The organism is Pseudomonas sp. BCA17 (assembly GCF_004519405.1).
Classification (GTDB): Bacteria; Pseudomonadota; Gammaproteobacteria; order Pseudomonadales; family Pseudomonadaceae; genus Aquipseudomonas.
The window spans coordinates 46,407-69,473 of sequence record NZ_SGWI01000011.1 but is presented as its reverse complement, the minus strand read 5'-3'; the positions used below and the strand labels follow the sequence as shown (position 1 = coordinate 69,473).

Annotated in this window: 22 protein-coding genes; 7 read left to right on the top strand and 15 right to left on the bottom strand. The window is 61.4% G+C overall.

From position 1 onward, the window contains the following. Together EXW71_RS28170 and araH are read left to right on the top strand one after the other, a co-directional pair. Positions 1-481: ATP-binding cassette domain-containing protein (locus tag EXW71_RS28170; protein WP_134661246.1), on the top strand; the 481-nt coding region annotated here is incomplete at its 5' end. Between the two features lie 9 nt (positions 482-490). Next, complete coding sequence (araH, locus tag EXW71_RS28165) at positions 491-1,459, top strand: L-arabinose ABC transporter permease AraH (protein ID WP_134661245.1); 969 nt, start codon at positions 491-493, stop codon at positions 1,457-1,459. A gap of 111 nt (positions 1,460-1,570) precedes the next feature. Here the strand turns inward: araH and EXW71_RS28160 are convergent, their stop codons facing one another. After that, a complete protein-coding gene (locus EXW71_RS28160) occupies positions 1,571-2,719 on the bottom strand; it encodes an aldose epimerase family protein (RefSeq protein ID WP_134661244.1) in 1,149 nt (382 codons plus the stop codon). A gap of 138 nt (positions 2,720-2,857) precedes the next feature. Here EXW71_RS28160 and EXW71_RS28155 point away from each other — a divergent pair, with 138 nt between their 5' ends. Next, positions 2,858-3,625: an SDR family NAD(P)-dependent oxidoreductase gene (locus EXW71_RS28155; RefSeq protein WP_123717952.1), complete on the top strand. Its 768-nt coding sequence runs from the start codon at positions 2,858-2,860 to the stop codon at positions 3,623-3,625. Between the two features lie 350 nt (positions 3,626-3,975). Continuing rightward, positions 3,976-5,334, top strand: coding sequence for a glycosyltransferase family 39 protein (locus EXW71_RS28145; RefSeq protein WP_134661242.1), 1,359 nt, complete (start codon positions 3,976-3,978; stop codon positions 5,332-5,334). Between the two features lie 9 nt (positions 5,335-5,343). Here EXW71_RS28145 and EXW71_RS28140 read toward each other — a convergent pair whose 3' ends face one another. Next, positions 5,344-5,781 (bottom strand): helix-turn-helix domain-containing protein, encoded by a 438-nt coding sequence (locus tag EXW71_RS28140; protein ID WP_134661241.1) that lies wholly within the window; start codon positions 5,779-5,781, stop codon positions 5,344-5,346. An 80-nt stretch (positions 5,782-5,861) separates the two neighbouring features. On the opposite strand from EXW71_RS28140, the gene EXW71_RS28135 reads away from it, so the two are divergent. Then, positions 5,862-6,350 (top strand): DUF2938 domain-containing protein, encoded by a 489-nt coding sequence (locus EXW71_RS28135; RefSeq protein ID WP_134661240.1) that lies wholly within the window; start codon positions 5,862-5,864, stop codon positions 6,348-6,350. A gap of 57 nt (positions 6,351-6,407) precedes the next feature. On the opposite strand, the gene EXW71_RS28130 is transcribed toward EXW71_RS28135, so the two are convergent. Then, positions 6,408-8,102 carry an AMP-binding protein gene (locus tag EXW71_RS28130; protein WP_134661239.1) on the bottom strand — a complete coding sequence of 565 codons (1,695 nt, stop codon included), beginning with the start codon at positions 8,100-8,102 and terminating at the stop codon, positions 6,408-6,410. Positions 8,103-8,362: 260 nt separating this feature from the next. Here EXW71_RS28130 and EXW71_RS28125 point away from each other — a divergent pair, with 260 nt between their 5' ends. Next, positions 8,363-9,139, top strand: a complete 777-nt coding sequence (locus EXW71_RS28125) for an ABC transporter substrate-binding protein (RefSeq protein WP_134661238.1) — start codon at positions 8,363-8,365, stop codon at positions 9,137-9,139. Between the two features lie 90 nt (positions 9,140-9,229). Here the strand turns inward: EXW71_RS28125 and EXW71_RS28120 are convergent, their stop codons facing one another. The 12 genes from EXW71_RS28120 to EXW71_RS28060 form a co-directional block, all read right to left on the bottom strand. After that, positions 9,230-9,856: a transcriptional regulator gene (locus EXW71_RS28120; protein WP_134661237.1), complete on the bottom strand. Its 627-nt coding sequence runs from the start codon at positions 9,854-9,856 to the stop codon at positions 9,230-9,232. Then, the gene (locus tag EXW71_RS28115; RefSeq protein WP_134661236.1) at positions 9,856-10,989 is read right to left on the bottom strand and encodes an FAD-binding oxidoreductase; all 1,134 of its coding nucleotides are present in this window, start codon (positions 10,987-10,989) and stop codon (positions 9,856-9,858) included. Before EXW71_RS28115 ends, EXW71_RS28120 begins: the two co-directional genes overlap by 1 nt. Positions 10,990-11,010: 21 nt before the next feature. Then, positions 11,011-11,958, bottom strand: coding sequence for an ornithine cyclodeaminase family protein (locus EXW71_RS28110; RefSeq protein WP_134661235.1), 948 nt, complete (start codon positions 11,956-11,958; stop codon positions 11,011-11,013). A 1,052-nt stretch (positions 11,959-13,010) separates the two neighbouring features. Further along, positions 13,011-14,357 carry an ATP-binding protein gene (locus EXW71_RS28100; protein ID WP_134661233.1) on the bottom strand — a complete coding sequence of 449 codons (1,347 nt, stop codon included), beginning with the start codon at positions 14,355-14,357 and terminating at the stop codon, positions 13,011-13,013. Continuing rightward, positions 14,333-14,998, bottom strand: a complete 666-nt coding sequence (locus tag EXW71_RS28095; protein WP_134661232.1) for a response regulator transcription factor — start codon at positions 14,996-14,998, stop codon at positions 14,333-14,335. Before EXW71_RS28095 ends, EXW71_RS28100 begins: the two co-directional genes overlap by 25 nt. Before the next feature lie 73 nt (positions 14,999-15,071). Continuing rightward, the gene (locus tag EXW71_RS28090) at positions 15,072-15,500 is read right to left on the bottom strand and encodes a hypothetical protein (RefSeq protein WP_134661231.1); all 429 of its coding nucleotides are present in this window, start codon (positions 15,498-15,500) and stop codon (positions 15,072-15,074) included. Positions 15,501-15,523: 23 nt separating this feature from the next. After that, entirely contained in the window at positions 15,524-16,288 is a 765-nt protein-coding gene (locus tag EXW71_RS28085; protein ID WP_134661230.1) for a hypothetical protein, read from the bottom strand. Between the two features lie 59 nt (positions 16,289-16,347). Further along, positions 16,348-17,415, bottom strand: a complete 1,068-nt coding sequence (locus EXW71_RS28080; protein WP_134661229.1) for an ABC transporter ATP-binding protein — start codon at positions 17,413-17,415, stop codon at positions 16,348-16,350. Further along, the gene (locus EXW71_RS28075) at positions 17,412-18,986 is read right to left on the bottom strand and encodes an iron ABC transporter permease (protein WP_134661251.1); all 1,575 of its coding nucleotides are present in this window, start codon (positions 18,984-18,986) and stop codon (positions 17,412-17,414) included. The genes EXW71_RS28080 and EXW71_RS28075 overlap by 4 nt, the downstream gene beginning before the upstream one ends. A gap of 18 nt (positions 18,987-19,004) precedes the next feature. After that, positions 19,005-20,021 (bottom strand): iron ABC transporter substrate-binding protein, encoded by a 1,017-nt coding sequence (locus EXW71_RS28070; RefSeq protein ID WP_134661228.1) that lies wholly within the window; start codon positions 20,019-20,021, stop codon positions 19,005-19,007. 189 nt (positions 20,022-20,210) lie between these two features. Continuing rightward, the gene (locus tag EXW71_RS28065; RefSeq protein ID WP_134661227.1) at positions 20,211-21,569 is read right to left on the bottom strand and encodes a HAMP domain-containing sensor histidine kinase; all 1,359 of its coding nucleotides are present in this window, start codon (positions 21,567-21,569) and stop codon (positions 20,211-20,213) included. After that, on the bottom strand, positions 21,547-22,239 hold the full coding sequence (locus EXW71_RS28060) for a response regulator transcription factor (protein WP_134661226.1): 693 nt from the start codon (positions 22,237-22,239) through the stop codon (positions 21,547-21,549). The genes EXW71_RS28065 and EXW71_RS28060 overlap by 23 nt, the downstream gene beginning before the upstream one ends. Positions 22,240-22,355: 116 nt before the next feature. On the opposite strand from EXW71_RS28060, the gene EXW71_RS28055 reads away from it, so the two are divergent. Continuing rightward, positions 22,356-23,024 carry a response regulator transcription factor gene (locus tag EXW71_RS28055; protein WP_134661225.1) on the top strand — a complete coding sequence of 223 codons (669 nt, stop codon included), beginning with the start codon at positions 22,356-22,358 and terminating at the stop codon, positions 23,022-23,024. Positions 23,025-23,067 lie beyond the last annotated feature (43 nt).

Below are 23,067 nucleotides of genomic sequence, written 5' to 3'. Positions count from 1 at the left end.
AGGCATCATCCCGCTGTCCAGTGTCGCCGAGAACATCAATATCAGCGCCCGCGGTGCCCACTCGCGGTTCGGCTGGCTGCTGCGCGAGGGCTGGGAAAAAGGCAACGCCGACCACCAGATCAAGGCGATGAAGGTCAAGACGCCAAATGCCGAGCAGAAGATCATGTACCTCTCGGGCGGCAACCAGCAGAAGGCGATTCTGGGGCGCTGGCTGTCGATGCCGATGAAAGTGCTGCTGCTGGATGAACCGACCCGAGGGATCGATATCGGGGCCAAGGCCGAGATCTACCAGATCATCCATAACCTCGCGGCCCAGGGCATTGCGGTGATCGTAGTGTCCAGCGACCTGATGGAAGTCATGGGCATTTCCGACCGTATCCTGGTGCTGTGCGAAGGCGCCATGCGCGGTGAACAAACCCGCGAACACGCGACTGAATCCAACCTGCTGCAGCTGGCCCTGCCGCGCGGCCTGGCGAACTGAGAGAAAACCATGACCACTCAAAACAACGCGTTGCCAACCGCACGCAAACCCTTGGATGTACGCGCACTGCTGGATAACTGGGCGATGTTGCTGGCGGCGGTGGGCATCTTTGTCCTGTGTGCCTTGCTGGTCGATAACTTCCTCTCGCCGCTGAACATGCGCGGGCTGGGCCTGGCGATCTCCACCGTGGGCATTGCGGCGTGCACCATGCTGTTCTGCCTGGCCTCGGGGCACTTCGACTTGTCGGTGGGCTCGGTGATCGCCTGTGCCGGCGTGGTCGCGGCCATCGTCATGCGCGATACCGACAGCGTGATGCTGGGCATCGGGGCGGCACTGGTGATGGGCCTGATCGTCGGGCTGATCAACGGTATCGTGATCGCCAAGCTGCGGGTCAACGCATTGATCACCACGTTGGCGACCATGCAGATCGTGCGTGGCCTGGCCTACATCTTTGCCGACGGCAAGGCGGTGGGCGTGTCCCAGGACTCATTCTTCATCTTCGGGAATGGGCAGTTATTCGGCGTGCCGGTGCCGATTCTGATCACCATCCTGTGCTTCCTGTTCTTCGGCTGGTTGCTCAACTACACCACCTACGGACGCAACGCCATGGCCATCGGCGGCAACCCAGAAGCGGCGCTGCTGGCAGGGGTGAACGTTGATCGCACCAAGATCCTGATCTTTGCCGTACACGGCGTGATTGGCGCGCTGGCCGGGGTGATCCTCGCCTCGCGCATGACCTCCGGCCAACCGATGATCGGCCAGGGTTTTGAACTGACGGTGATCTCGGCGTGCGTGCTGGGCGGAGTGTCGTTGAGCGGCGGTATCGGCATGATCCGGCACGTGATTGCCGGGGTGTTGATCCTGGCGATCATCGAGAATGCGATGAACCTGAAGAACATCGACACGTTCTACCAGTACGTGATCCGCGGTTCGATCCTGCTGTTGGCCGTGGTCATCGACCGCATGAAGCAGCGCTGATCCAAAGCCATGTGAAGACTGAAGACGGGAGGGGGCTTGCTCCCGATTGCGGTGGGTCAGTAAGCCGCTGTTTCTCTGACCCAGCGCAATCGGGGCAAGCCCCTTTCAGTTTTAATCGGTGGTGAATTTGAAGACGGTGTTCTGGGTGTAGGTCTGCCCTGGGTTCAGGCGGGTCGAGGCAAACTTGGGTTGATTGGGCGCATCCGGAAAGTGCTGGGTCTCCAGGGTGAACCCGCCCCAATGCAGGTAAGTCTTGCCGCCTTTACCCTTCACCGTGCCATCGAGGAAGTTGCTGGTATAGAACTGCACCCCCGGTTCGCTGGTGTAGAGCTGCAAACGCCGGCCCGACGCCGGGTCATGCACCTCGGCGGCAAGTTTCTTGACGTCGCCCTGGGTGTCCAGCGCCCAGTTGAAGTCAAACCCGCCTTGTTTCGGTTCAGCGAATTTAAGCTGTGGGTGATCGTCCTTGAGGTGCTGGCCAATGGCAGTGGGTTTGAGGAAGTCCATCGGCGTGCCCTTGACTGGCGCGAGTTCGCCGGTAGGGATCAAGGTGGCATTCACGGGCGTGTAGTGGCTGGCATGCAAGGTTGCGACCTGCTTGAGGACATCTCCATTACCCGCGCCGGCGAGGTTGAAGTAACTGTGGTTGGTCAGGTTGAGCACGGTGGGTTTGTCGGTGCTGGCCTTGTAGTCGATGTGCAGTTCGTTTTTATCGTTGAGGCTGTAGGTGACCTCGGTTTTCAGGTTACCGGGGAAACCCATCTCGCCGTCCTTGGACAGGTAGGTGAGGGTGACGCCGACCGAGTCCTTGCCGTTGACCGGCTTGGCTTGCCACACCTGCTTGTCGAAACCCTGGGCGCCGCCGTGCAGCGAGTTCGGGCCATCGTTGAGCGGCACCTGGTAGCGTTTGCCATCGAGTTCAAAGGCACCGCCCGCGAGCCGGTTGCCAAAGCGCCCGATGGTCGCGCCAAAAAACGCCGTGCCGGCCTGGTAGCCCTGCACATCGTCGAAGCCCAGCACCACGTCGTCTACCTTGCCGTTTTTATCCGGCACCTTCAGCGACTGCAGCACGCCACCGTAGGTAATCACCGTGGCTTGCATGCCATGGCTGTTGCGCAGGATGTACTGTTCGACGGGCGTGCCGTCGTTGGTTTTGCCGAAAGGTTTGTGCTCGCTGCTGAGCCCTGCTGCCTGGGTGCCGCCGCTGGCAATCAGCAGGGACATGGCGAGACCCGAAAGCAGGTATCGAGGGTGCTTCATGATCGAACTTCCTTTTGTTGTTTTGAGTGGAATAGTTCTACTAATGTGCGATATTTTGTCGTTGTGACAGCGAATTTATAGCCTTTAAAGCCGGTTTCGTAAAATAAAATAAGACTAATTGATCGAGGCAACCGTTATATGAGTACTGCACAGGCTGTTTATCCCGACCTTGAAGGCAAGACCGTGCTGATCTCCGGAGGCGCTTCAGGCATCGGCGAATTCATGGTGCGCGCCTTCGCCGCCCAGGGCGCCAAGGTGGCCTTTGTGGACCGCGCGCAGAGCCAGGGCGAGCGCCTGGCGGCACTGCTCAATTCAAAAGGCTACACGGTGGAGTTCGTGTGCTGCGACATCACCGATGAAATCGCCTACAAGGCGGCCATCGGGCGTTTCGAGCATTCCCTGGGGCCGATCACCGTGCTGGTCAACAATGCGGCCAATGACGTGCGCCACACCTTGGATGAAGTGGACTCGGAAACCTTCGACAAACTGATCTCGGTCAACCTCAAGCACGCCTTTTTCGCCGCCAAGGCCGTAGTGCCGATGATGAAAAGCGCCGGCGGTGGCTCGATCATCAACCTGGGCTCGGTTGGCTGGATGATGGCCTCCGCCGGCTACCCGGTGTACGCCGCCAGCAAGGCCGCCGCTCATGGCATGACCCGTGCACTGGCACGGGAACTGGGGCCAAGCCACATCCGGGTCAATACACTGGTGCCTGGCTGGGTGATGACCGAAAAACAGCTGGCGATGTGGGTGGATGATGCGGCCAAGGAGTTGATCAGCCGCAGCCAGTGCTTGCCGGGTTCTGTCGAGCCGCAACATATCGCCAATATGGCGTTGTTCCTGGCTTCTGATATGTCGGCGATGTGCTCGGCGCAGAATTTTATCGTGGATGGCGGGTGGGTTTAGGCCGTGATGATGCCTGGTCGGGGGCCGGGATGGGCTGCCGGAGGTCCGGCGCGAGTGTCATTTTGGGCTCCAGACAATGCCAATCCGTTAAGCGTAAGGCCCCCTCTGTAGGAGTGGGCTTGCCCGCGAAAAACGTCAACGATAACGCGTGTTGCCTGAATGAACACGGCGCCTGTGGGTTTTTCGCGAGCAAGTGGCTTTTTTCTGCAATTTGATAAGGCAAAGCCACGCAGGCCGATACCCTGGAGAGGGCGTACGGTTTTTAACAACTCTTTACTTTTAGCGTGTGGATTTCCCAAAAAATAAAGTGCTAATTTGCGCGTTTTTTGGGGCGATGGAACGGTGTGAACATGCTAAGGGAAGTGGCTGTTAAAAAGCCGTGCTCATTTATTTTTACAATGGCGCTTATTGTATTGGCCGTACTGCAATACAAGCCCGCGGTGCTCAATTACACCACACGCTTTGTCGATTTTGCCCAGTATATGCTTCAGTATGGCGTCACACTGTTTCCCATCGCGGATGACCTGCAGCCATACCCCGACTACACGGTCTTCAATACGTTACTTGTTTATTTGGTCTCCTTGCCATTCGGGCGCATCTCGATTCTTTCGATGGGCTTTCCCTTTTGTGTTGCCGCCGCCTTGATGCTGGTGTTCATTTACAAGTTGGGTGCTTTGCATGAAAAGAAATGGGGCGCCTACGGGGTCGTGTTCGCATTGTTTACCTGGTCCTTCCTGGACGGTGTAAATTCCCTGGCGCTGGATGTCTATCCGGCACTGTTCACGGTGATGTGTTTTTACTTGGCCTATGCGGGAGAGATGCATCAGCAACGTTTTCGATTGTTGTTGGTTCTCGCAGGCCTTGCGCTGGGTTTTGCATTTCGTGGGCCCATCGGCCTGATCGGCCCTGCCAGTGTCGTCGCCTCTTATTATCTGTTAAGCCGGCAGTGGCGCATGCTGGCGGTGTTCTCCTTGCTGGCCGGCGTGGTCCTGGCGATAGGCGTTGCCTTACTGGCGTGGGCTGCCTACGTGCAGGGCGGGGAGGCTTTTCTACAAGAGGTCCTGGTCATGCAGGGGCTGGGGCGGTTTGGCAGCGATCATGCGCCCCGTTATTACTTCTATTTTTCGGCAGGCTTGATGACCTATGGCGTCACGGCGTTTATTGCCGTGGGCGTTATCATCAGGAAGGGCAAACACTTTTTTGAACGTACGCCTCATCCCGCCACGCACCTGCTGCTGTACCTCACGGGCTGGCTGCTGGTAGTCGTCGTACTGTTCACGATCCCAAGTTCGAAGAAGGCGCGTTATATCCTTTCCATCACCCCGGCTATTTCATTATTGGCCGCTTACATTTTCGTGGACCGTAGCCCGTTATTTACCAGAACCCGGCAAAAGTTACTGCGGTTTTGCTTGAACTTGCCGGCGGTGGGGCTGGGACTGCTGTTGCTGGCCTGGGTGTATGGCTTTTATGCCCAGATACCGCTGCGTCCCAATTATCTCGGCGCGTCCACGGGCATGATTGTGCTTGCCGCACTTCGGCCCTGGATGAAGTCACAGCTGCACGCGCATCCCCATCGTGAGTTCTTGATCTTCTCTTTTGGCGCCGCCGTCTTCCTCGTGCTGGATATGTTTTTCTTCAACGCTATTACTTACCACTTGGAGTTGGCCAATGAGCCGACACCCAAGTTCCTGCCTTATTGGTTCTGGTGAGGCACGTCGTCAGCGGGGCACGCCGATATCAGGCTGGCCGGCCCTATGCCGGGGGCGCTTGAAGGCACCCGCTGCGGCAATGTCAAGTAACCGGCGAAAGTTCGGGCATTGCGCGTGGCTGGGGGCAGGGCACTTTGCGGCATGGCGCAACCCCTTGCTCATTGCCTGCAGTTGCTTAACCGTCGCATCAAGCTCATCGGCCTTGGCCAACAGCACGGCCCTGTCCACAGTCACCTGACCACTGGGGGGCAGCATGGCCTGTATCTCGTCCAGCGAAAGGCCTCCCGCCTGCCCGAGTGCAATCACCGCTAATTGTTCAACCACAGTTGCGGCAAACTGGCGGCGCGCGCCAGGCGGGCTGATTGAGGTGATCAACCCTTTCTTCTCATAGAAACGCAAGGTGTGGGCTGGGATGCCCGTGCGTTTGACGACGTCAGTAATATCCATGGGTAGACCATTGACTTGAAGTTGACTTCAACTTCTATGATGCCTGCGCATGTTTAATGGGTCCATGGAAAGAGGTGGGTATGGCATCGTTGGAGTTGGCTGCACAGGTTGTTTTGTTAGGCGCCGGGGCTACGGTTGTGATGGATCTGTGGATGTTGATCCTGAAGGCCCTTGGGGTTCCAACGCTGAATTTCGCGCTGGTTGGACGCTGGGTCGGGCATGCATGCCGAGGGCAGTTCGCTCATCACAGCATTGGGCAAGCAAGGCCCGTCCGAGGTGAAATAGCCCTGGGCTGGATAGCGCACTACGTCACGGGTGTCGTTTTCGCGGGGTTGCTGGTGTGGATTCAAGGTGTTGCCTGGCTGCAGGAACCCACTTTCCTGCCGGCACTCGCCTGGGGCGTGGTGACCGTGGCCGTTCCACTGTGTGTGATACAGCCCGCCATGGGGGCGGGATTCGCCTCCTCCAGGACGCCGACGCCAGGCAAGAACCGCCTGCGCAGTTTGATCAGCCATGCCGTCTTCGGCGTGGGCCTCTACCTGGCCGGCGTCGCGATTACCTGGGCCTAGAAGGGCGACCAACGCCAGCACGGCCAATGCCGCAGCGCCAAGCCGCCCCTGTAGTTTTCAGCCCTGGGGTTGCACAAAGTCTTCCTCGAAATGCTCGTGCTCACCCCGCGTATCCCCTTGGCGGCGTAGCACTTCCATCTGGCGCAGTTCCACGCGGCGGATCTTGCCGGAAATGGTCTTGGGCAGCTCGCTGACGAACTCGATACGCCGAACCCGTTTATAGGGCGCCAATTGTTCACGGGCAAAAGCCAGAATGTGGCGGGCCAGCTCGGCGTCGCCGACGGCGTCCTGGGCCAGGATCAGGAACGCCTTGGGCACGGCCAGGCGCAATGGGTCGGGACTGGGCACTACGGCTACTTCCATCACGGCCGGGTGTTCAATCAATGCGCTTTCCAGCTCGAAGGGGCTGATGCGATAGTCGGAGGCTTTGAACACATCGTCGGCACGCCCGACGAACGTGATGTAACCGTCGGCGTCGATCTGTGCGGTATCGCCGGTGCGGTAGTAGCCGTCGCGCATCACTTCTGCGGTTTTTTCCGGGCTGTCTTCGTAGCCCAGCATCAAGCCGAGCGGGCGTACCGCCAGGGGCAGGGCGACTTCTCCCTCGGTGCCGGGCAGGCCGTCGGGGTCGAGCAGCGCCACCTGGTAACCCGGCAGCGGGCGGCCCATGGAACCCGGCTTGAGCACCTGGCCGGGTGTGTTGCCCACCAGGGCGGTGGTTTCCGACTGGCCGAAACCGTCGCGCAGCGGCAAGCCCCAAGCCTGCTGGATCTGCTCGATGATTTCCGGGTTCAGCGGCTCACCGGCGCCCACCAGTTCGCGCAGTTTCAGGCGGGGTCGGTAGCGGCCGAGGTCTTCCTGGATCAGCATGCGCCACACCGTAGGCGGCGCGCACAGGCTGGTGACGCCGTAGCGTTCCAGCGCGCCGAGCAGGGCGGGCGCGCTGAACCGCGCGACGTTATGAATAAAGATGCAGGCGCCGGCATTCCACGGTGCGAAGAGGCAGCTCCAGGCATGCTTGGCCCAGCCCGGTGAGGAAATATTCAGGTGCAGGTCGCCCGGCTGCAGGCCGATCCAGTACATGGTCGACAGGTGGCCCACCGGATAGCTCTGGTGGCTGTGCAGCACCATTTTCGGCTTCGAGGTGGTGCCGGACGTAAAGTACAACAGCATCGGGTCGGTGGCCTGGGTGCTGCCCTGGGCTTCGAACGACTCGGGATACTCGAAGGCGGCACTGTGCGCGACCCAGCCGGAAGGTGGCGAGCCGACACAGATCCGACTGCAGCCGTCCGTCAAGCCGACGAATTTGCCGATATGCGCCTGGCCGACCACCAGGTGGCGTACCTGCCCGCGTTCGATACGGTCACGCAGGTCATCGGGGTTCAACAGCGCAGTGGCGGGGATGACCACGGCGCCGAGCTTGAACGCGGCGAGCATGGTTTCCCATAGCGCTACATCATTGCCGAGCATCAGCAGGATGCGCTCACCGCGTCGGACCCCGAGGGCACGCAAGTGGTTGGCGACCTGGTTGGAGCGTGCCGACAGTTGCTGGAAGCTGTAGCGCTGTTCGCTGCCGTCCTCTTCGACGATCCATAGCGCATTGGCTGGATTGCCCTCGGCCATGGCATCGAAGTAATCCAAGGCCCAATTGAACGCATCCAGCTGCGGCCAGCGGAAATCCCGGACAGCGGTGGCGTAGTCAGTGCGGTGAGCGAGTAGAAAATCCCGAGCGGCCAGGAAGGGCTGGGTCATGGTGGCTGTCCTTATTATTGTTGTGGGGACTGGCCCCCGGCTCGACCGGGTGGCTGAGCCGAGTATAGGCACGCATAAATCAGAGCAAAACGCTCAAAAACACCACCTCGTTGTGCAAAAAAGTCATGGGGGGCGGCAGCGACGAGACGTGATTGACGCAAAATACATAAAAGTCCAATATGGAATTATAAGTACAAAAAAGTAGCTTCACCTTGTTCTTCACTCTTGCCAAACCAACAACAACTTGCGAGAACGCGACCATGAAGAAACGCTCCCTCCTGACCGCCCTGGCCTTGAGCCTGATCGCCGCCGGCCCCCTGCAGGCCGCCGAGAAAACCCTGCGCATCGGCATCGAAGCGGCCTACCCGCCGTTCGCCTCCAAAACCGAGGAAGGCAAGATCGTCGGGTTCGACTACGACATCGGTAATGCCCTGTGCGCGCAGATGAAAGCCAAGTGCGTGTGGGTAGAGGGTGAGTTCGACGGTCTGATTCCTTCCCTCAAGGTGAAGAAAATCGACATGGCCCTGTCGTCCATGACCATCAACGAAGACCGCAAGAAGTCAGTGGATTTCACCCACAAGTATTACTTCACCTCGTCGCGGCTGGTGATGAAGGAAGGCGCGGTAGTGGACGATCAGTACGCCAGCCTCAAGGGCAAGACCGTCGGTGTGCAACGCGCCACGACCACCGACCGCTATGCCACCGAGGTGTTCGAACCCAAGGGCATCAACGTCAAGCGCTACAGCAATAACGAAGAGATCTACATGGACCTGGCCGCGGGCCGCCTGGATGCGATTTTCGCCGACACCATCCCCCTCAACGACTTCCTGTCGATGCCCCGTGGCAAGGGCTATGCGTTTGTCGGCCCGGAACTCAAAGATCCCACGTACGTGGGCGAGGGCGCCGGGATTGCAGTACGCAAGGGCAATACGGCCTTGGTCAGCGAGCTGAATGCCGCCATTGACGGTATTCGCGCGAATGGCGAGTACCAGAAGATTTCCCAGAAGTATTTCAAGTCTGACATCTACGGCGATTGATCATGCATCACTGATGTGGCGAGGGAGCCGGCTCCCTCGCCACAGGTTACGCGGGGTGCGCCTGTTCCACAGGGGGGCTGTGGTGTCCGCTCAACCCTTCAATTCCTTCAAATGCTTGTAGACCGTCGCCCGCCCCATGCCCAGTACGTTGGCCACATAGTTGGAGGCGCTCTTGCCCTTGAACGCGCCTTCGGCATGCAGCGCCAGGACCAGCTCGCGTTTGTGGTCGCGGGTCAGCAGGTTCAGGCTCAGTTGGCGTTCACGCATCCAGGCATGCAGGAACGTGTTGATGCGTTCCTGCCAGTCATCGCGAAACAGTGAGTCCGGCTGAGGGATCAGTTTGCTCGGCGACAGGAACAGGTCCAGCGCCGCCTTGGCATTTTCGAACAGTGAAATATTCAGGTTGATGCACAGTACTGCGAGGCGATGGCCGTTGTGGTCGTGCAGCACAGTGCTCAGGCTGCGAATCTTCTGACCGTCCCAATTGAGCTTTTCGTAGGGGCCGATATTCACTTCGCTGACGTCATCGCTGAGCATGTCCTCCAATGAGGAGTCATCGCCTATGGCCCGTTTCGACAGGTTGTTGGCGATGTAGTCGACGGTTTGCGTGCGCAAGTCATGCAGCACCACTTCCGCATGGGGAAAGAACAACGTGGCGATCGCATCGGCGATCGCGCGGAAGTTCTGCATGACCTTGTCGTGTTCAGCGGTGTTCATCAATGGGGCTCCAGGCGGACGGGGGAGAGCATACCAGCGTCCAGGCCGAACCGGGTCAGATGCTCGGGCAGTGGTGCGCCGCGTACCAGGGCAGCACTGGCCTGGCCCATGGCGGGCGAGGTCTGGATGCCATAGCCGCCTTGCGCCGCGACCCAGAACAGGCCGGGCACGCGCACATCGAAGCCCGACAGCAAATCACCATCATGCACAAAGCTGCGCAGGCCGGCCCACGTGCGGGTGGGGCGGCGGATGGTCAAGGTGGTGGCTTCTTCGATCTGGTAGATGCCCATGGCGATGTCCAGCTCTTCCGGCTGCACATCCTGAGGTTGCACCGGGTCGGCATTGGCCGGTGAGCCGAGGAACATGCCGGCATCGGGCTTTATGTAGAAGGCTTCGTCGAGGGCCACCAGCATTGGCCAGGCATGGGTGTCGACGCCCTCAGGCCCGGCGAAGATAAAAGCCGAGCGGCGCTTGGGTTGCAGGCCGATGGGCGCGGCGCCGGCCAACCCGCCGATGTGATCGGCCCAGGCTCCCGCGGCGTTGATGATAATCGGGGCGGTGAAGGTCGCGTCCTGGGTGCGCACCTGCCAGAGGCCGTCGACACTGCGGCTCAGGCCCAGTACGTGACTGTCGGTGTGCACTTCGCCTTGATTGCGGCGGATGCCGCGCAAATAGCCTTGGTGCAGGGCGTCGGTGTCGATATCGCTGGCCGTCGGGTCATAGATCGCACCGTGGACTTTTTCGCGGCGCAGGATCGGCAAGCGTGCACAGGCCTCGTCGGCACTCAACTGTTCGACCTGCGGCACCGTGGCCTTGGCGCTCAGGTATTGGGCATTCAATTCGGCGGGGTCATTGTTGAAGTCGACGGTCAACTCACCCCGTGGCATGAGCAAAGGGTGCTCACAGAAACCCGCCGGCGGGTTGTCGAAAAACGCCCGGCTCGCCAGGGTCAGCGCACGCACCTGCGACGTACCATAGGCGGCGGTATAGAGCGCCGCCGAGCGCCCGGTGGAGTGATAGGCCGGGTGGCTTTCACGCTCCAGCACCAGCACCTTGCCGTGCTGCGACAGCCAGAAACCCGTGGACGCCCCCGCAATGCCGCCGCCGATGATGATGAAGTCTGCATGGCTCATAAACACCTCCTTGAATGGGATTCAGCGCTGGACCTGGTAGAGCGCATTGGCCAGCGCCACGTCTTCCAGGCCCAGCCCGATGGAGCGGAAAAATACATGGCGGTCGTAGTCCGGACGCTGTGCCATATCGCTGAGCAACTCGGGCAGGTCGCCGACCACGGCGCGTTTATCCCAGCCGTGTCGTTCGGCGGCAATCAGCATTTCGCCGGCCGCGTCCGGAGTGGTCTGGCGATAGTCGCAGAACACGTGCATGGCGCTGAGGCAATGGGGCGGTACCTCATGGGCGCGGGGGGCGTTGGTACTGATGGACGTGATCAGCGCCGGTTTACGCAGGCGCGACGGGTCGATCACCGGGCCTGCCGCCGAGGTGCACAGCAGGATAACGTCAGCGTCGTGCAGGGCCGCATCGCAGGAAGGGGCGATACTCAGGCGCGGGTCCAGCGCCTTGAGCTGCTCGAGGGTTTCAACGCTGGCACTGCCAAGGCGTGGCGAATACAGGCGGATGCTCTGCCAGTCCCGCAGGTTCTGCACGTAATGCAGGTGGGCCTGGGCAACTTTGCCGCTGCCGATGATCGCCAGGCGCGAGGCGGTCGCAGGTGCCAGGGCATCCACGGCCAGGGCCGTCGTGGCGGCGGTGCGGGCGGTGGTCAGCTCTGCCGCATCGCACAGCAACAGCGGCTGGCCGGTGCGCATCGACATCAGCAATGTCCAAGCCGTCACCAAGGGTACCGATTCGCGCACGATGTACGGCGAAGTCTTTACGCCGTACACCTCATCAGCAGCCAGCACGCCCAGGTAATTGATGAAGTCACCCGCGCCGTGCGGGAACTCCACCCACTGTTGCGCGGGCTGCACCGCCTGCCCGGCAGCCAGGTCGCGGAACAGCGTGTGAAGGATGTGAGGCACATCGACTTGTGCGAGTAATTCACGGGCTTGGGCTTGGTTGATCACCTGAGGCGTGCTGGACATGAATATCTCCGTGTATAAACTAATTTGTCCATTATGGACTTTTAGTTCTATTGGGCAATATCCAGACGAAAAAAAGCCCGAGGCCAGTAATGCCAGTCAGTCAAGCGATAGAGCGGACAACGAGTAACCTGTGGCGAGGGAGCTTGCTCCCGTTGGACTGCGTAGCAGGCCCAGTCTTTTCAGGCCTAAAGCTGGGGCCGCTGCGCGACCCAGCGGGAGCAAGCTCCCTCGCCACAGTGACTATGCTCTTCCTGACTGACTGGCATTTCTCCTGAGAGTGGCTTTCCAGACAGTTAAACGACAGAGCGGACAACCAGTAACCTGTGGCGAGGGCGCTTGCTCCCGCTGGACTGCGTAGCAGGCCCAGTCTTTTCAAGCCCAAAGCTGGGGCCGCTTCGCGACCCAGCGGGAGCAAGCTCCCTCGCCACAGTGACTATGCTCTTCCTGACTGACTGGCATTTCTCCTGAGAGTGGCTTTCCAGGCAGTTAAACGATAGAGCGGACAACGAGTAACTTGTGGCGAGGGAGCTTGCTCCCGTTGGACTGCGTAGCAGGCCCAGTCTTTTCAAGCCCAAAGCTGGGGCCGCTTCGCGACCCAGCGGGAGCAAGCTCCCTCGCCACAGTGACTATGCTCCTCCTTACTGACTGGCATTTTTCCTTGAGAGTAGCTTTCCAGACAGTTAAACGATAGAGCGGACAACGAGTAACTTGTGGCGAGGGAGCTTGCTCCCGTTGGACTGCGCAGCAGGCCCGGTCTTTTCAAGCCCAAGCTGGGGCCGCTTCGCGACCCAGCGGGAGCAAGCTCCCTCGCCACAGTGACTATGCTCCTCCTTACTGACTGGCATTTCTCCTGAGAGTGGCTTTCCAGGCAGTTAAACGATAGAGCGGACACGAGTAACTTGTGGCGAGGGAGCTTGCTCCCGTTGGACTGCGTAGCAGGCCCAGCCTTTTCAAGCCCAAGCTGGGGCCGCTTCGCGACCCAGCGGGAGCAAGCTCCCTCGCCACAGTGACTATGCTCCTCCTTAACTGACTGGCATTTCCCGAGACCAGTGTTATTTCGCCAGCCACACCGTGACACACAACCCGTGCTGCTCCACCTCATCGGTAAACCCCAACTGCAGCCGTGCCCCGGTGCGGTCGGCAATCGCCTTGACGATCGACAAGCCCAACCCGGAGCCGGCCTCCTCGGTGCCCAGGCTGCGATAGAACGGGTCGAATACCCGCGCCTGCTCTTGCACACTGATACCCGGCCCCGAGTCCTTGATCTGCAATTGCACCGCGTCTGCCATCGCCAGCACCGACAGGTCGATCCGGCCACCCGGCGGGGTGTAGCGGATGGCGTTATCCACCAGGTTTTTGACCAGGGTGAACAGGTCCAGCGGGTTGAACATCAGCGGCACATCCAGGGCACTGTCGACGCCGATATCGATCTGCTTGGCTTCGGCCAATGGCAGTAGATCCTCCAGTACCTGCCGGAACACGTCATGCACAGACAGTCGGGTTGGCGCCCGATCCGCCGCCGATTGCGCCGATGCCAGGCTCAGCAGTTGGTCGATCAGTTTGCGGCCACGCTCGATGCCCTGGGACAGTGGCAGGAAGCGCTCGCGGGTCATTGGCGACATGTCGGTGGCGGCCAGTCGGTCGGCTTGCAGCGACAGGGCCGTCATGGGCGAGCGCAGTTCATGGGCGGCATCGGCGACAAAGCGGCGCTGGCTGTCCATGGACTGGGCGACACGCGCCAGCAAGCGGTTGATCGCCACCACGAAAGGGCGCACTTCGGTCGGTAGATGCTGCTCATCAATCGGGTGCAGTTCCTGTTCGGCACGCTGGTCGATCTCCGCCGCCAGCACTCCGATCGGGCGGAACAGCTTGCGCACCAGGTCGCCCACTACCAGCAACAGCACCGGAAACAAAATCAGAAACGGCAACAAACTGCGCCATGCGCTCTCGCGGGCGTCCTTGTCACGGGCATCCTGTTCCTGAGCCACGGCAATGCGCTCGCCCTTGGATGTGGTGCGCACCAGCACACGGAAGGCTTCGCCGGCCACCGCCACGGTGGACAGGCCATCGGTGAGCGTGGTGGGAAAGGGCAGGGGCAGCGCCTCATCGGTGGTGCCTGTCGAATGCTGGCTGTCGCCCAGGTACTGGATGATCACTCGGGACTCCTCATCATCCCCCTCGATGGCCTTGCCTTGCGGATAGTTCAGGCTCATCTGCTGGCGGTCGAACAGCATCGCCACCTGGCGCAGGGTATCGTCCTGTTGTTCGTGGGCTTCTTCAAAAGCCGAGACAAAGGCAAACACACTGGCCACCAGCGCCACCAACAGAATCGCCAGGGACAAGGTCACCGATAACCGCAGTTGCACCGATTCACTCAAACGCTTTTTGAAACCATCCATCCCATGCCCCTGACGTTCTTGATCACGTGAGTGCCCAACTTGCGCCGCAAGGCGTGAATCAAGAACTCGATGGCGTTGCTTTCCACCTCATTGCCCCAGCCATACAGGCGGTCTTCCAATTCGCTGCGCGACAGGATCGCCCCCGGGCGGATCAACAAGGCTTGCAACAGCGCAAACTCGCGACTGGAGAGTGCTACGCCCGGTTGTTCTGCAGTGCTGGCCTCTTTGGAAAGCAGGTCCAGCGAGACCACGCCGTTACTGAGGGAGGAAGAGGCGCTGCCACCTTTACGGCGCAGCACGGCGCGCATGCGGGCCAGCAGTTCGGGCATGTCGAAGGGCTTGAGCACATAGTCGTCGGCGCCGCCGTCGAGTCCGCGCAGGCGGTCATCGAGGCTGTCGCGGGCGGTGATGATCAGCAACGGCACCGGGTTGTTGCGCCCGCGGATAGTCTCCAGCACTTGCAGGCCGTCTTTTCCGGGCAGGCCAAGGTCCAGCAGCACCAGGTCGTAGGGATGGGTGTCGAGGGCAGCCAGTGCCGTGACACCGTTCTTGACCCAATCAGCGGCATAGCTCGCATCGTTGAGCGCGCGCTGGATGGCATCGCCAATCATCGGGTCGTCCTCGACCAGCAGTATCCGCATGTTCCTCTCCAGGCAAAAAAAACGCGGCGAAAGGATCGCCGCGTGTGTATTGAAGCACCTGTGCCGGCAAGCGTCAGCCTTTCATCGAGTCGAAGGTCTTGAGCAGGTCATCCATCGAGGCCTTGCAGGTGGCCTGGTTCGGGCTGCCGTCACGCAGGTCCGAGAGGGCGCGGTCGATGGCTTTGTCCAGCACGTGCCAGTCGCTCGCAGCCCGTGGCTTGATGCCGGCTTCGGCGGCGTCCCAGCTGGTTTCCAGGTCTTTGATACGGGCCTTGGCGCCGGCCAGGTCGTTCTTGGCGACCAGTGCGGACACGTCCGCTGCGATGGTGCGGAATTCGGACAAGTCGCCCAGTTTCGAGGCATGCGCCTGGCTGCTGGTCGGGCTGGCGCCGGTGGTGTCCTTGGGCTTGTCGGCCGGTTTCGAGCAGCCCGTGGCGAGGGTCAACATACAGATGGCCGAAGCGATTGCGACGCGACGAATCAGAGTTTGAGCGATGCGCATGAGGATGTCCTTGATAGCAGAGATTATTGAGTGATGGCTTTGCGGTTGCCGACGCTGATTTGCGCGACGGCCACCAGCAGTACGATGACGCAGAGGAACAGCGCACTGGTCCAACTGGCGCCCATGCCCAGGCCGCCGTAGGTCTTGGCCTGGGTGAGCAGGTCGCCCAGGGACGCACCGAACGGCCGGGTGAGGATGTAGGCGATCCAGAAGGTCAGCACGCTGTTGACGCCCAGGCGCCAGGCCACCAGGGCCACCGCGATCAGAGCGGCGAAGATCACTGCGCCGAGGGTGAAACCCAGGCCCAGCGCTTCGGTGGCCAGGTCACCGGCGGCGGTGCCCAGGGCGAAGGTGCACAGCACCGTGGTCCAGTAGAACCATTCACGCCGTGGGGTCACGATGTCGCGGATCGACAGGCTGCGTTCGGTGCGGAACCAGATGATGAAATTGAGTGCAAGCAGCACAGAGAAAATCGCCGTGCTGGTGTACAGGCTCACGTCGAGCTTATCGGTGAGGATATCGGTGATCTGCGTACCGAAGATGCTCACCAGCACCACGGTCAGCCAGTAGATCCAAGGCGTGTACGCCTTGGTGCGCATCTGGCAGAACAACGCCACCGCCAGCAGCGCGGCCATGCCGATGCTGGTCCAGCCGGCGCCGAAGCCGGCATTGACGGCGAGGTAATCTGCGCCGGTTTCGCCCACGGTGGTGGACAAGATCTTGATCACCCAGAATGACAGCGTCACCTCGGGTACTTTGTTCAGCCAGCGGGCTGCTGTGGCATTCATGGGGTAGCTCTCCTTGACTGCGCTGTGGTTGGCGCAGGGGAGAAGGTAAGCCCCGAAACTTAGCTGAGACTGAGCGTCGCGTCTTTTTTCAGAATGTGTGCCATGCCGATCGTGGTGAGGTACACCACGGTGCCGGTCGGCGGCGCCTGCAAGCCCGAACTGCGCACCAGGATCGCCTGGCCCGGTTCGTCCTCATTGGGGTGCAACACCACGGTCAGCGTGCAGGTATTGCCGCCGAATTCGCGCTCGGTCACCACGCCAGGGCAGCCGGAGCCGTCGGTGGTGCTCAACTGCAGTTGCTCCGGGCGCAGCATGATCCGCGTGGTGTCGTGAAGGGACGGGTTGTCGACCGGTACACGCCCCAGGCCGCAATGGGCCCAGCCGGCTTCGACCCTGGCGGGCAGCACCACCGCTTCACCGAGAAACAGCGCGGTTTGCTCATCGATTGGGTACTGGTACAGGTCCATCGGGTGGCCCGATTGCACCAGCCGGCCCTGGCGCATCACCGCCAGCTGGTCGGCGAACGACAGCGCCTCGCTTTGATCGTGGGTCACCAGAATGGTGGTGATGCCCGCGTCGCTGAGCAGCCGCGCGACCATCTTGCGCATGGCCGAGCGCAGGCCGGTGTCCAGGGCCGAAAAGGGTTCATCCAGCAGCATCAGGCGAGGCTGTTGCGCCAGTGCACGGGCCAGGGCGACCCGTTGCTGCTGGCCGCCGGACAGCTCGTGGGGCCAGCGCCGGGCCATGTTGGCGTCCAGGGCCACGCTGTCCATCAGCTCGGCGATACGGGTGTCCCGGGCCTCACCTTTAGTCGCCAGGCCGAAACCGATGTTGTCGGCCACGGTCATGTGCGGGAACAGCGCGCCATCCTGCGGCACGTAGCCGATCTGGCGCTGGTGCGCCGGTACGGCGTGGGTAGCGTCCACCAGGGGCTGGCCGTTGAGGGTCAGGCTGCCGGTATCGGGGAACTCAAAGCCGGCGATCATGCGCAGCAAGGTGGTCTTGCCCGAGCCGGACGGCCCGACGATCACCGTGCGGCTGCCGGTGGGCACCGACAGGCTGACGTCCGCCAGGGCACGCTGATTGCCGAAGGTCTTGCAGAGGGCGTGGAGTTCGAGGGCGTTCATCGGCCTGCCGTGCGTTTGGATTGGTGGTAGAGAAGGCCGGTCAACGGCAGTGAAAGCAGGATCATGATCAGGGCATAGGGCGCCGCAGCGGCGTAGTCGATCTCGCTGGTCATCGCCCAGAAACCGGTGGCCAGGGTGCGGGTGCCGTTGGGCGCCAACAACAGCGTTGCCGTCAGTTCATTGGTGATCGCCAGGAACACCAGCGCAGCCCCCGCAGCGGCGGCCGGGGCGGCCAGGCGCATCGTGATCAGCCACAACGCGCGGCCCGGCGAACGGCCGAGGCTGCGTGCCATGTTTTCCAATTCCACCGGCGCCTGGGCGATACCGGCGCGCAGACTCACCAGCGCGCGTGGCAGGAACATCAGCAAGTAGGCGAGCAGCACGGTGATCGTGGTCTGGTAGATCGGCCGGGCGAAGTGAATGGTCACTGTGACCAGGGCCAGCGCGACGACGATACCCGGCAGCGAGCTGGTGATGTAATTGCAGCCTTCCAGAATGCGCTGCAAACGCCCCGGCGCACGAATCGACAACCACGCGATCGGTACCGCCGCGCAAGTGGTCAACACCGCCCCGGCAATCCCCAGCAGCACGGTTTGTTCCAGCGCCGGCAACAGTTCGCCGAGTTGCCAGACCTCACTGCCACCGGCGATCAGCCATTTACCCAGGGTCACCAGCGGAACGCCCAGGGCCAGTACACAGGTTGCGACCTGGAGGGCCAGCGCGAGCAGGGTGGTGCCCGTGCCCAGCATGACGGTGCGCTGTTCCCGGGCGCTGCCTGAACCGACCCGTGCATAGCGCGCGTGGCCACGCGCAGCGGATTCAACGGTGAGCATCGCCAGGCAGCACAACGCCAACACGGCCGCCAGCATATTGGCCGCCGGGCCGTTGAAGGTGGATTTGAACTGATCGAAAATCGCCGTGGTGAAGGTGTCGAAGCGGATCATCGCGTACAGGCCATATTCGGCCAGCAAGTGCAGGCCCACCAGCAGCGCACCGCCGCAGATCGCCAGGCGCAGTTGCGGCAGTACCACGCGCCAGAACACCGCCCAGGGTTTGAGGCCCATGGACTCGGCCACGTCTTCAATGGCAGGGTCAAGCCGGCGCAACGTCGCCGCCACCGGCAAGTACAGAAACGGGAAGTAGGCAATCACCGACACCAGCACACCGGCCGGCAAGCCGTGGATCGACGGCACCAGGCTGACCCACGCATAACTGTGCACAAATGCCGGCACCGCCAGCGGCGCCACCGCCAACAACGACCAGGCACGACGCCCCGGCAGGTTGCTGCGCTCGGTCAGCCACGCCAGCGCAACGCCCAGCGCCATGCACAAGGGCAGCGTGAACACCACCAGCAGCACGGTATTGAGCAATAGCTCGCCTACGCGCGGGCGCCAGACCAGCGCCTCGATCTGGGCCCAGCCGATTTGCCAGGACACGCCGATCACAAACGCGATCGGCAACAGCGCCAGCAGTGAAACCAGTACCGATAAGCTGGTGACCCACGTGCCCCCACGGCTTTTGAACACGCCGCGAGGGCGTTTGCGGGGCGCCGCGTGGGCGACGCCGCGCAGGGAAGGTTCAGGCAACAATCAGAGCAGTCCGGCCTGGGTCATCAACTCAACCGCTTTTTTGCTGTTGAGCTTGGACGCGTCGACCTTCGGTGCATCCAGTTGCGCCAGTGGGGCCAGCTTGGGGTTGGATTGGGCGTTTTGGCCCACCGCGTATTCGAACGAGTTGCCATCTTTGAGAATCGCCTGGCCGTCTTTGCCGGTGATCCACTTCAAGAAGGCCTGTGCCTGTTCTTTATGTTTGCTGGAAGCCAATACGCCGCCACCGGAAATGCTCACAAACGCGCCCGGGTCCTGGTGCTTGAAGTAGTGCAACTGGGTGTTCTTGCTGTTTTCGCCGGTCTTGGACTGATCGACGAAACTGTAATAGTGGTAGATCACGCCGCTGTCGACCTGGCCCGCGTTGACGGCCTTGAGCACGGCGCTGTTGCCACGGTAGATGCTGGCGTTGGCTTTCATCGCCTTGAGCCAGTCGAGGGTAGCGGCTTCGCCCTTGAGTTCCAGTACGGCAGCGACGATAGCCTGGAAGTCGGCACCGGCCGGCGAGGCAGCCCAACGGCCTTTCCAGCTTGGCGAGGCCAGGTCCATCAGGGAGCCGGGCAGGTCGCCTTCTTTCAGTTTGCTCGGGTTGTACACAAACACCGTGGAGCGCGCGGCGATGCCGATCCACTTGCCATGGGCCGGGCGGTAGGCGGCATCCACCTGTTCCAGCGTGGTGGGGGCGACCGGCGCGAACAACCCTGCGTTGTCCACCAGCACCATGGCTGGGGAGTTTTCGGTCAGGAACACATCCGCCGGGGACGCAGCGCCTTCCTGCACGAGCTGGTTGCCCATCTCCGTGTCATCACCATTGCGGATGGTCACCGGAATCCCGGTTTCCTGGGTGAACCCTTCGACCCAGGCCTTGGTGAGGCTTTCGTGCTGGGCGTTGTACACCACAATGCCGACCGACTCGTTGGCGGCATACACATGCCCGGCACTGACCAGGGCGGTGGCAAGCAGGGTTTTTTTGACAAACGAAGAAAGGCGGGTGGTCATGCGGTGAGCGCTCCGGGTTTTATTGCTGTACGGGAGATACGCGAGAGGTTGGCTAGACTAAACCAATAGGAATCATTTGCATATTGAGGCGCGGCAATGTAGGGCCGGGAATGAGAAAAAAACGTCAAAAAAACGTGATAAATATCGTCGGCGATGCACGTGGGCGCAACGAGAATCCAGTGGGTTTCGCTACCCCTTGGCCTCCAGTTCCACGCGACAGCCAGGCTGCGCATCACTGACCGTCAATTGCATATCATGCAGCCGTGCCACCGCTGCCACCATGCTCAGCCCCAGCCCATTGCCCGGTGTGTGCCGGCTCGCTTCGGCGCGATACAAGCGGCGCAGTACCGCCTGGCGCTCGGCTTCGGGAATGCCGGGGCCGTTGTCGGTCACTTGAATGACGGTGCGGGAAGCATCGCTGATCACGCTCAGCCGCACCTGGCTGTGCTCCGGTGAAAACTTGATGGCGTTATCCAACAAATTGCACAGCGCATCGAACAACAGTTGCGGGTCACCGGCCATGATCGCCGGGGCTTCGCGGGTGTCGACGGTAAGGACCGTACCGCGCTCTTCGGCCAGTGGTTCGTAGAGCTCGGCGGCGTCGGCGGCGATCTGGTTGAGATCTACCGGGGCGAAGTGGCTGCGACGCGCACTGTTTTCGATTTCAGAGATGCGCAGCAATGCCTTGAAGGTCAGCAGCAAACCTTTGGCGTCGCTCAGCGCGGCATCCACGCTGGCGGCGTAGTCGGTGGGCGCCATGTCGCGGCGTTGTGCACGCTCAAGCCCGGCGATCAGCCGGGTCAGCGGAGTACGCAGGTCATGGGCGATGTCATCGCACACGCCTTTGACTTCGCTCATCAAGCGCTCCAGTTCATCAAGCATGCCGTTGACCACCAGCGCCAGGCGGTCGATGTCGTCGTTATTGCCGCGCACCGGCAGGCGGCCGCTCAGGTCGCCTTCGATAATGCCCTTGATCGAGCGGCTGACCTTGTCCAGGCGTCGATGCGCCAGGTAGCCCAGCCCCACCGCGCCCACCAGGCCGACCAGCAGCAGCAACAGGCCGCCAGAGATCAGTGCGTTGATCAGCAGTTCGTCGAATTCGCGGATGTCGTGCACGTCCTGAGCCACCAGCAGCAGCTTGCCGTCCTCCAGGCGATGCACGATAAATCGCACGGGCCGGTGGTGCCCGTTGGCCCTGAGCCAGCGGAATTCCTGGGGTTTGTCCAAGGCCGTGTACGCCGGCAACTCACGAATTGCGCCGGCAATGAACTGCCCCTGAGCATCGAACAGGCTGTGGGGCAGGCGGGCTTCGGTGTCCTGGGCGACGTGTTTGCGGATTTCATGCAGGCGCAGTTCGGGGTCCTGTGCGCTGCGGTTTTCCACTTGGCGATACAGCGCGGTATCCGCTTCGGTTTTCAGGTAGAACGCAGTCTGCCAGTAGATGTAGCCGAACAGTGCCAGGAACGAGCAGCCGAACAGGCCGAGGAACAACAGCCCGGTACGAAAGCTGATGGTGCGCGGGATTTCACTCAGGCGTGCGAAGGACATAGCCGGCTCCCCGCACGGTATGGATCATCTGGCCTTCACCTTCGCCATCGATTTTGCGGCGCAGGCGGCCAATGTGCACTTCGATGACATTGGTGCGCTCGTCGTAGCTGTAGTTCCACACGGCCTCGAACAGCATGGTGCGGGTGATGACTTGGCCTGCGTTGCGCATCAGGTGTTCAAGCAGGGCGTATTCGCGGGGCACCAGGTCGATGGTGCGTTCACCACGGCGTACGGTGCGGCGCAGCAGGTCGACTTCCAGGTTGGCCACACGCAGGTGGGTTTCCTGCGCGGAGGTCAGCGGCTCGGAGCGGCGGCGGTTGAGCGCATCCAGGCGGGCGGTCAGTTCGATGAATTCGAAGGGTTTGGTCAGGTAGTCATCGCCACCGGCACGCAACCCCCGCACACGTTCATCCAGGGCGCTCAAGGCACTGAGGATCAGCACCGGGGTGGTGGTGCCCGCCGCGCGCAATGCGGTGAGCACGCCCAGGCCGTCAATGCCGCCGGGCAACATGCGGTCGAGCACGATCAGGTCAAACGGCTCGCTCAAGGCTTTGAGCAGGCCATCGCGGCCGTTCAGCGCCGTAGTCACGGTGAAGCCATAATCGCTGAGGGCCAGTTCGATTTCGCGGGCGGTGGTTAAGTCGTCTTCGACGACCAGAACATGAGTCATGGCAAGAGAACCGGTCACGTCTTCAGGGCAGAGGTGGCATAGTGTGGCAAAGCCTGGGGCGGCGCCACGTTCCCGCCAGATAAATTAAAGTTTAGATTCGAGCTGGAGACGCAAACGTGCGCATTCTTGTGGTTGAAGATGACGAGCAGACCGCCACCTACCTGCTGCGCGGCTTGAGCGAAAGCGGGCATGTGGTGGATGTGGCCGCGGACGGCACCAGTGGCCTCGGCCTGGCGCTGGAGGGCATTCACGATGTGCTGATCGTCGACCGGCGCCTGCCGGTCCTGGACGGCATCGCCCTGGTCAAGGCCCTGCGCGCGCGCCAGTCGCGGGTGCCGGTATTGATGCTCAGCGCCCAGTCATCGACCCAGGACAAGGTCGAGGGCCTGCAAGCGGGTTGCGACGATTACCTGGCCAAGCCTTATGCGTTTGCCGAAGTATTGGCGAGACTCGATGCGTTATTGCGCGGCCGTGAGCAAGCGGGCAGAACCCTGCACGTCGGCGAGCTGCAACTCGACTGCGCCACCCGCACCGCCGTGCGCCAGGGGCGCAGCATTGCCCTGCAGCACCGCGAAGCCCTGTTGCTGGAAAAGCTCATGCGCCACAGCGGCCAGGTGGTGACCCGCGACATGTTGCTCGACAGTGCCTGGGACTACGACTTCGACCCCAACGACAACGTGATCGACAAACATATCCACCGTTTGCGGCGCAAATTGGACGAAGGCTTCGAATACTCGCTGATCAAGACCATCCCCGGGGCCGGCTACAGCTTCCAGGCTCCTTAAACAAAAGTTTATCTACCGGCGAACGCCCTGGCAGGCACCTCTC

Coding starts and splice junctions, on each gene's coding strand:
- araH (WP_134661245.1), top strand. CDS start 491: ATGACCACTCAAAACAACGCGTTGCCAACCGCACGCAAACCCTTGGAT.
- EXW71_RS28160 (WP_134661244.1), bottom strand. CDS start 2,719: ATGAAGCACCCTCGATACCTGCTTTCGGGTCTCGCCATGTCCCTGCTG.
- EXW71_RS28155 (WP_123717952.1), top strand. CDS start 2,858: ATGAGTACTGCACAGGCTGTTTATCCCGACCTTGAAGGCAAGACCGTG.
- EXW71_RS28145 (WP_134661242.1), top strand. CDS start 3,976: ATGCTAAGGGAAGTGGCTGTTAAAAAGCCGTGCTCATTTATTTTTACA.
- EXW71_RS28140 (WP_134661241.1), bottom strand. CDS start 5,781: ATGGATATTACTGACGTCGTCAAACGCACGGGCATCCCAGCCCACACC.
- EXW71_RS28135 (WP_134661240.1), top strand. CDS start 5,862: ATGGCATCGTTGGAGTTGGCTGCACAGGTTGTTTTGTTAGGCGCCGGG.
- EXW71_RS28130 (WP_134661239.1), bottom strand. CDS start 8,102: ATGACCCAGCCCTTCCTGGCCGCTCGGGATTTTCTACTCGCTCACCGC.
- EXW71_RS28125 (WP_134661238.1), top strand. CDS start 8,363: ATGAAGAAACGCTCCCTCCTGACCGCCCTGGCCTTGAGCCTGATCGCC.
- EXW71_RS28120 (WP_134661237.1), bottom strand. CDS start 9,856: ATGAACACCGCTGAACACGACAAGGTCATGCAGAACTTCCGCGCGATC.
- EXW71_RS28115 (WP_134661236.1), bottom strand. CDS start 10,989: ATGAGCCATGCAGACTTCATCATCATCGGCGGCGGCATTGCGGGGGCG.
- EXW71_RS28110 (WP_134661235.1), bottom strand. CDS start 11,958: ATGTCCAGCACGCCTCAGGTGATCAACCAAGCCCAAGCCCGTGAATTA.
- EXW71_RS28100 (WP_134661233.1), bottom strand. CDS start 14,357: ATGGATGGTTTCAAAAAGCGTTTGAGTGAATCGGTGCAACTGCGGTTA.
- EXW71_RS28095 (WP_134661232.1), bottom strand. CDS start 14,998: ATGCGGATACTGCTGGTCGAGGACGACCCGATGATTGGCGATGCCATC.
- EXW71_RS28090 (WP_134661231.1), bottom strand. CDS start 15,500: ATGCGCATCGCTCAAACTCTGATTCGTCGCGTCGCAATCGCTTCGGCC.
- EXW71_RS28085 (WP_134661230.1), bottom strand. CDS start 16,288: ATGAATGCCACAGCAGCCCGCTGGCTGAACAAAGTACCCGAGGTGACG.
- EXW71_RS28080 (WP_134661229.1), bottom strand. CDS start 17,415: ATGAACGCCCTCGAACTCCACGCCCTCTGCAAGACCTTCGGCAATCAG.
- EXW71_RS28070 (WP_134661228.1), bottom strand. CDS start 20,021: ATGACCACCCGCCTTTCTTCGTTTGTCAAAAAAACCCTGCTTGCCACC.
- EXW71_RS28065 (WP_134661227.1), bottom strand. CDS start 21,569: ATGTCCTTCGCACGCCTGAGTGAAATCCCGCGCACCATCAGCTTTCGT.
- EXW71_RS28060 (WP_134661226.1), bottom strand. CDS start 22,239: ATGACTCATGTTCTGGTCGTCGAAGACGACTTAACCACCGCCCGCGAA.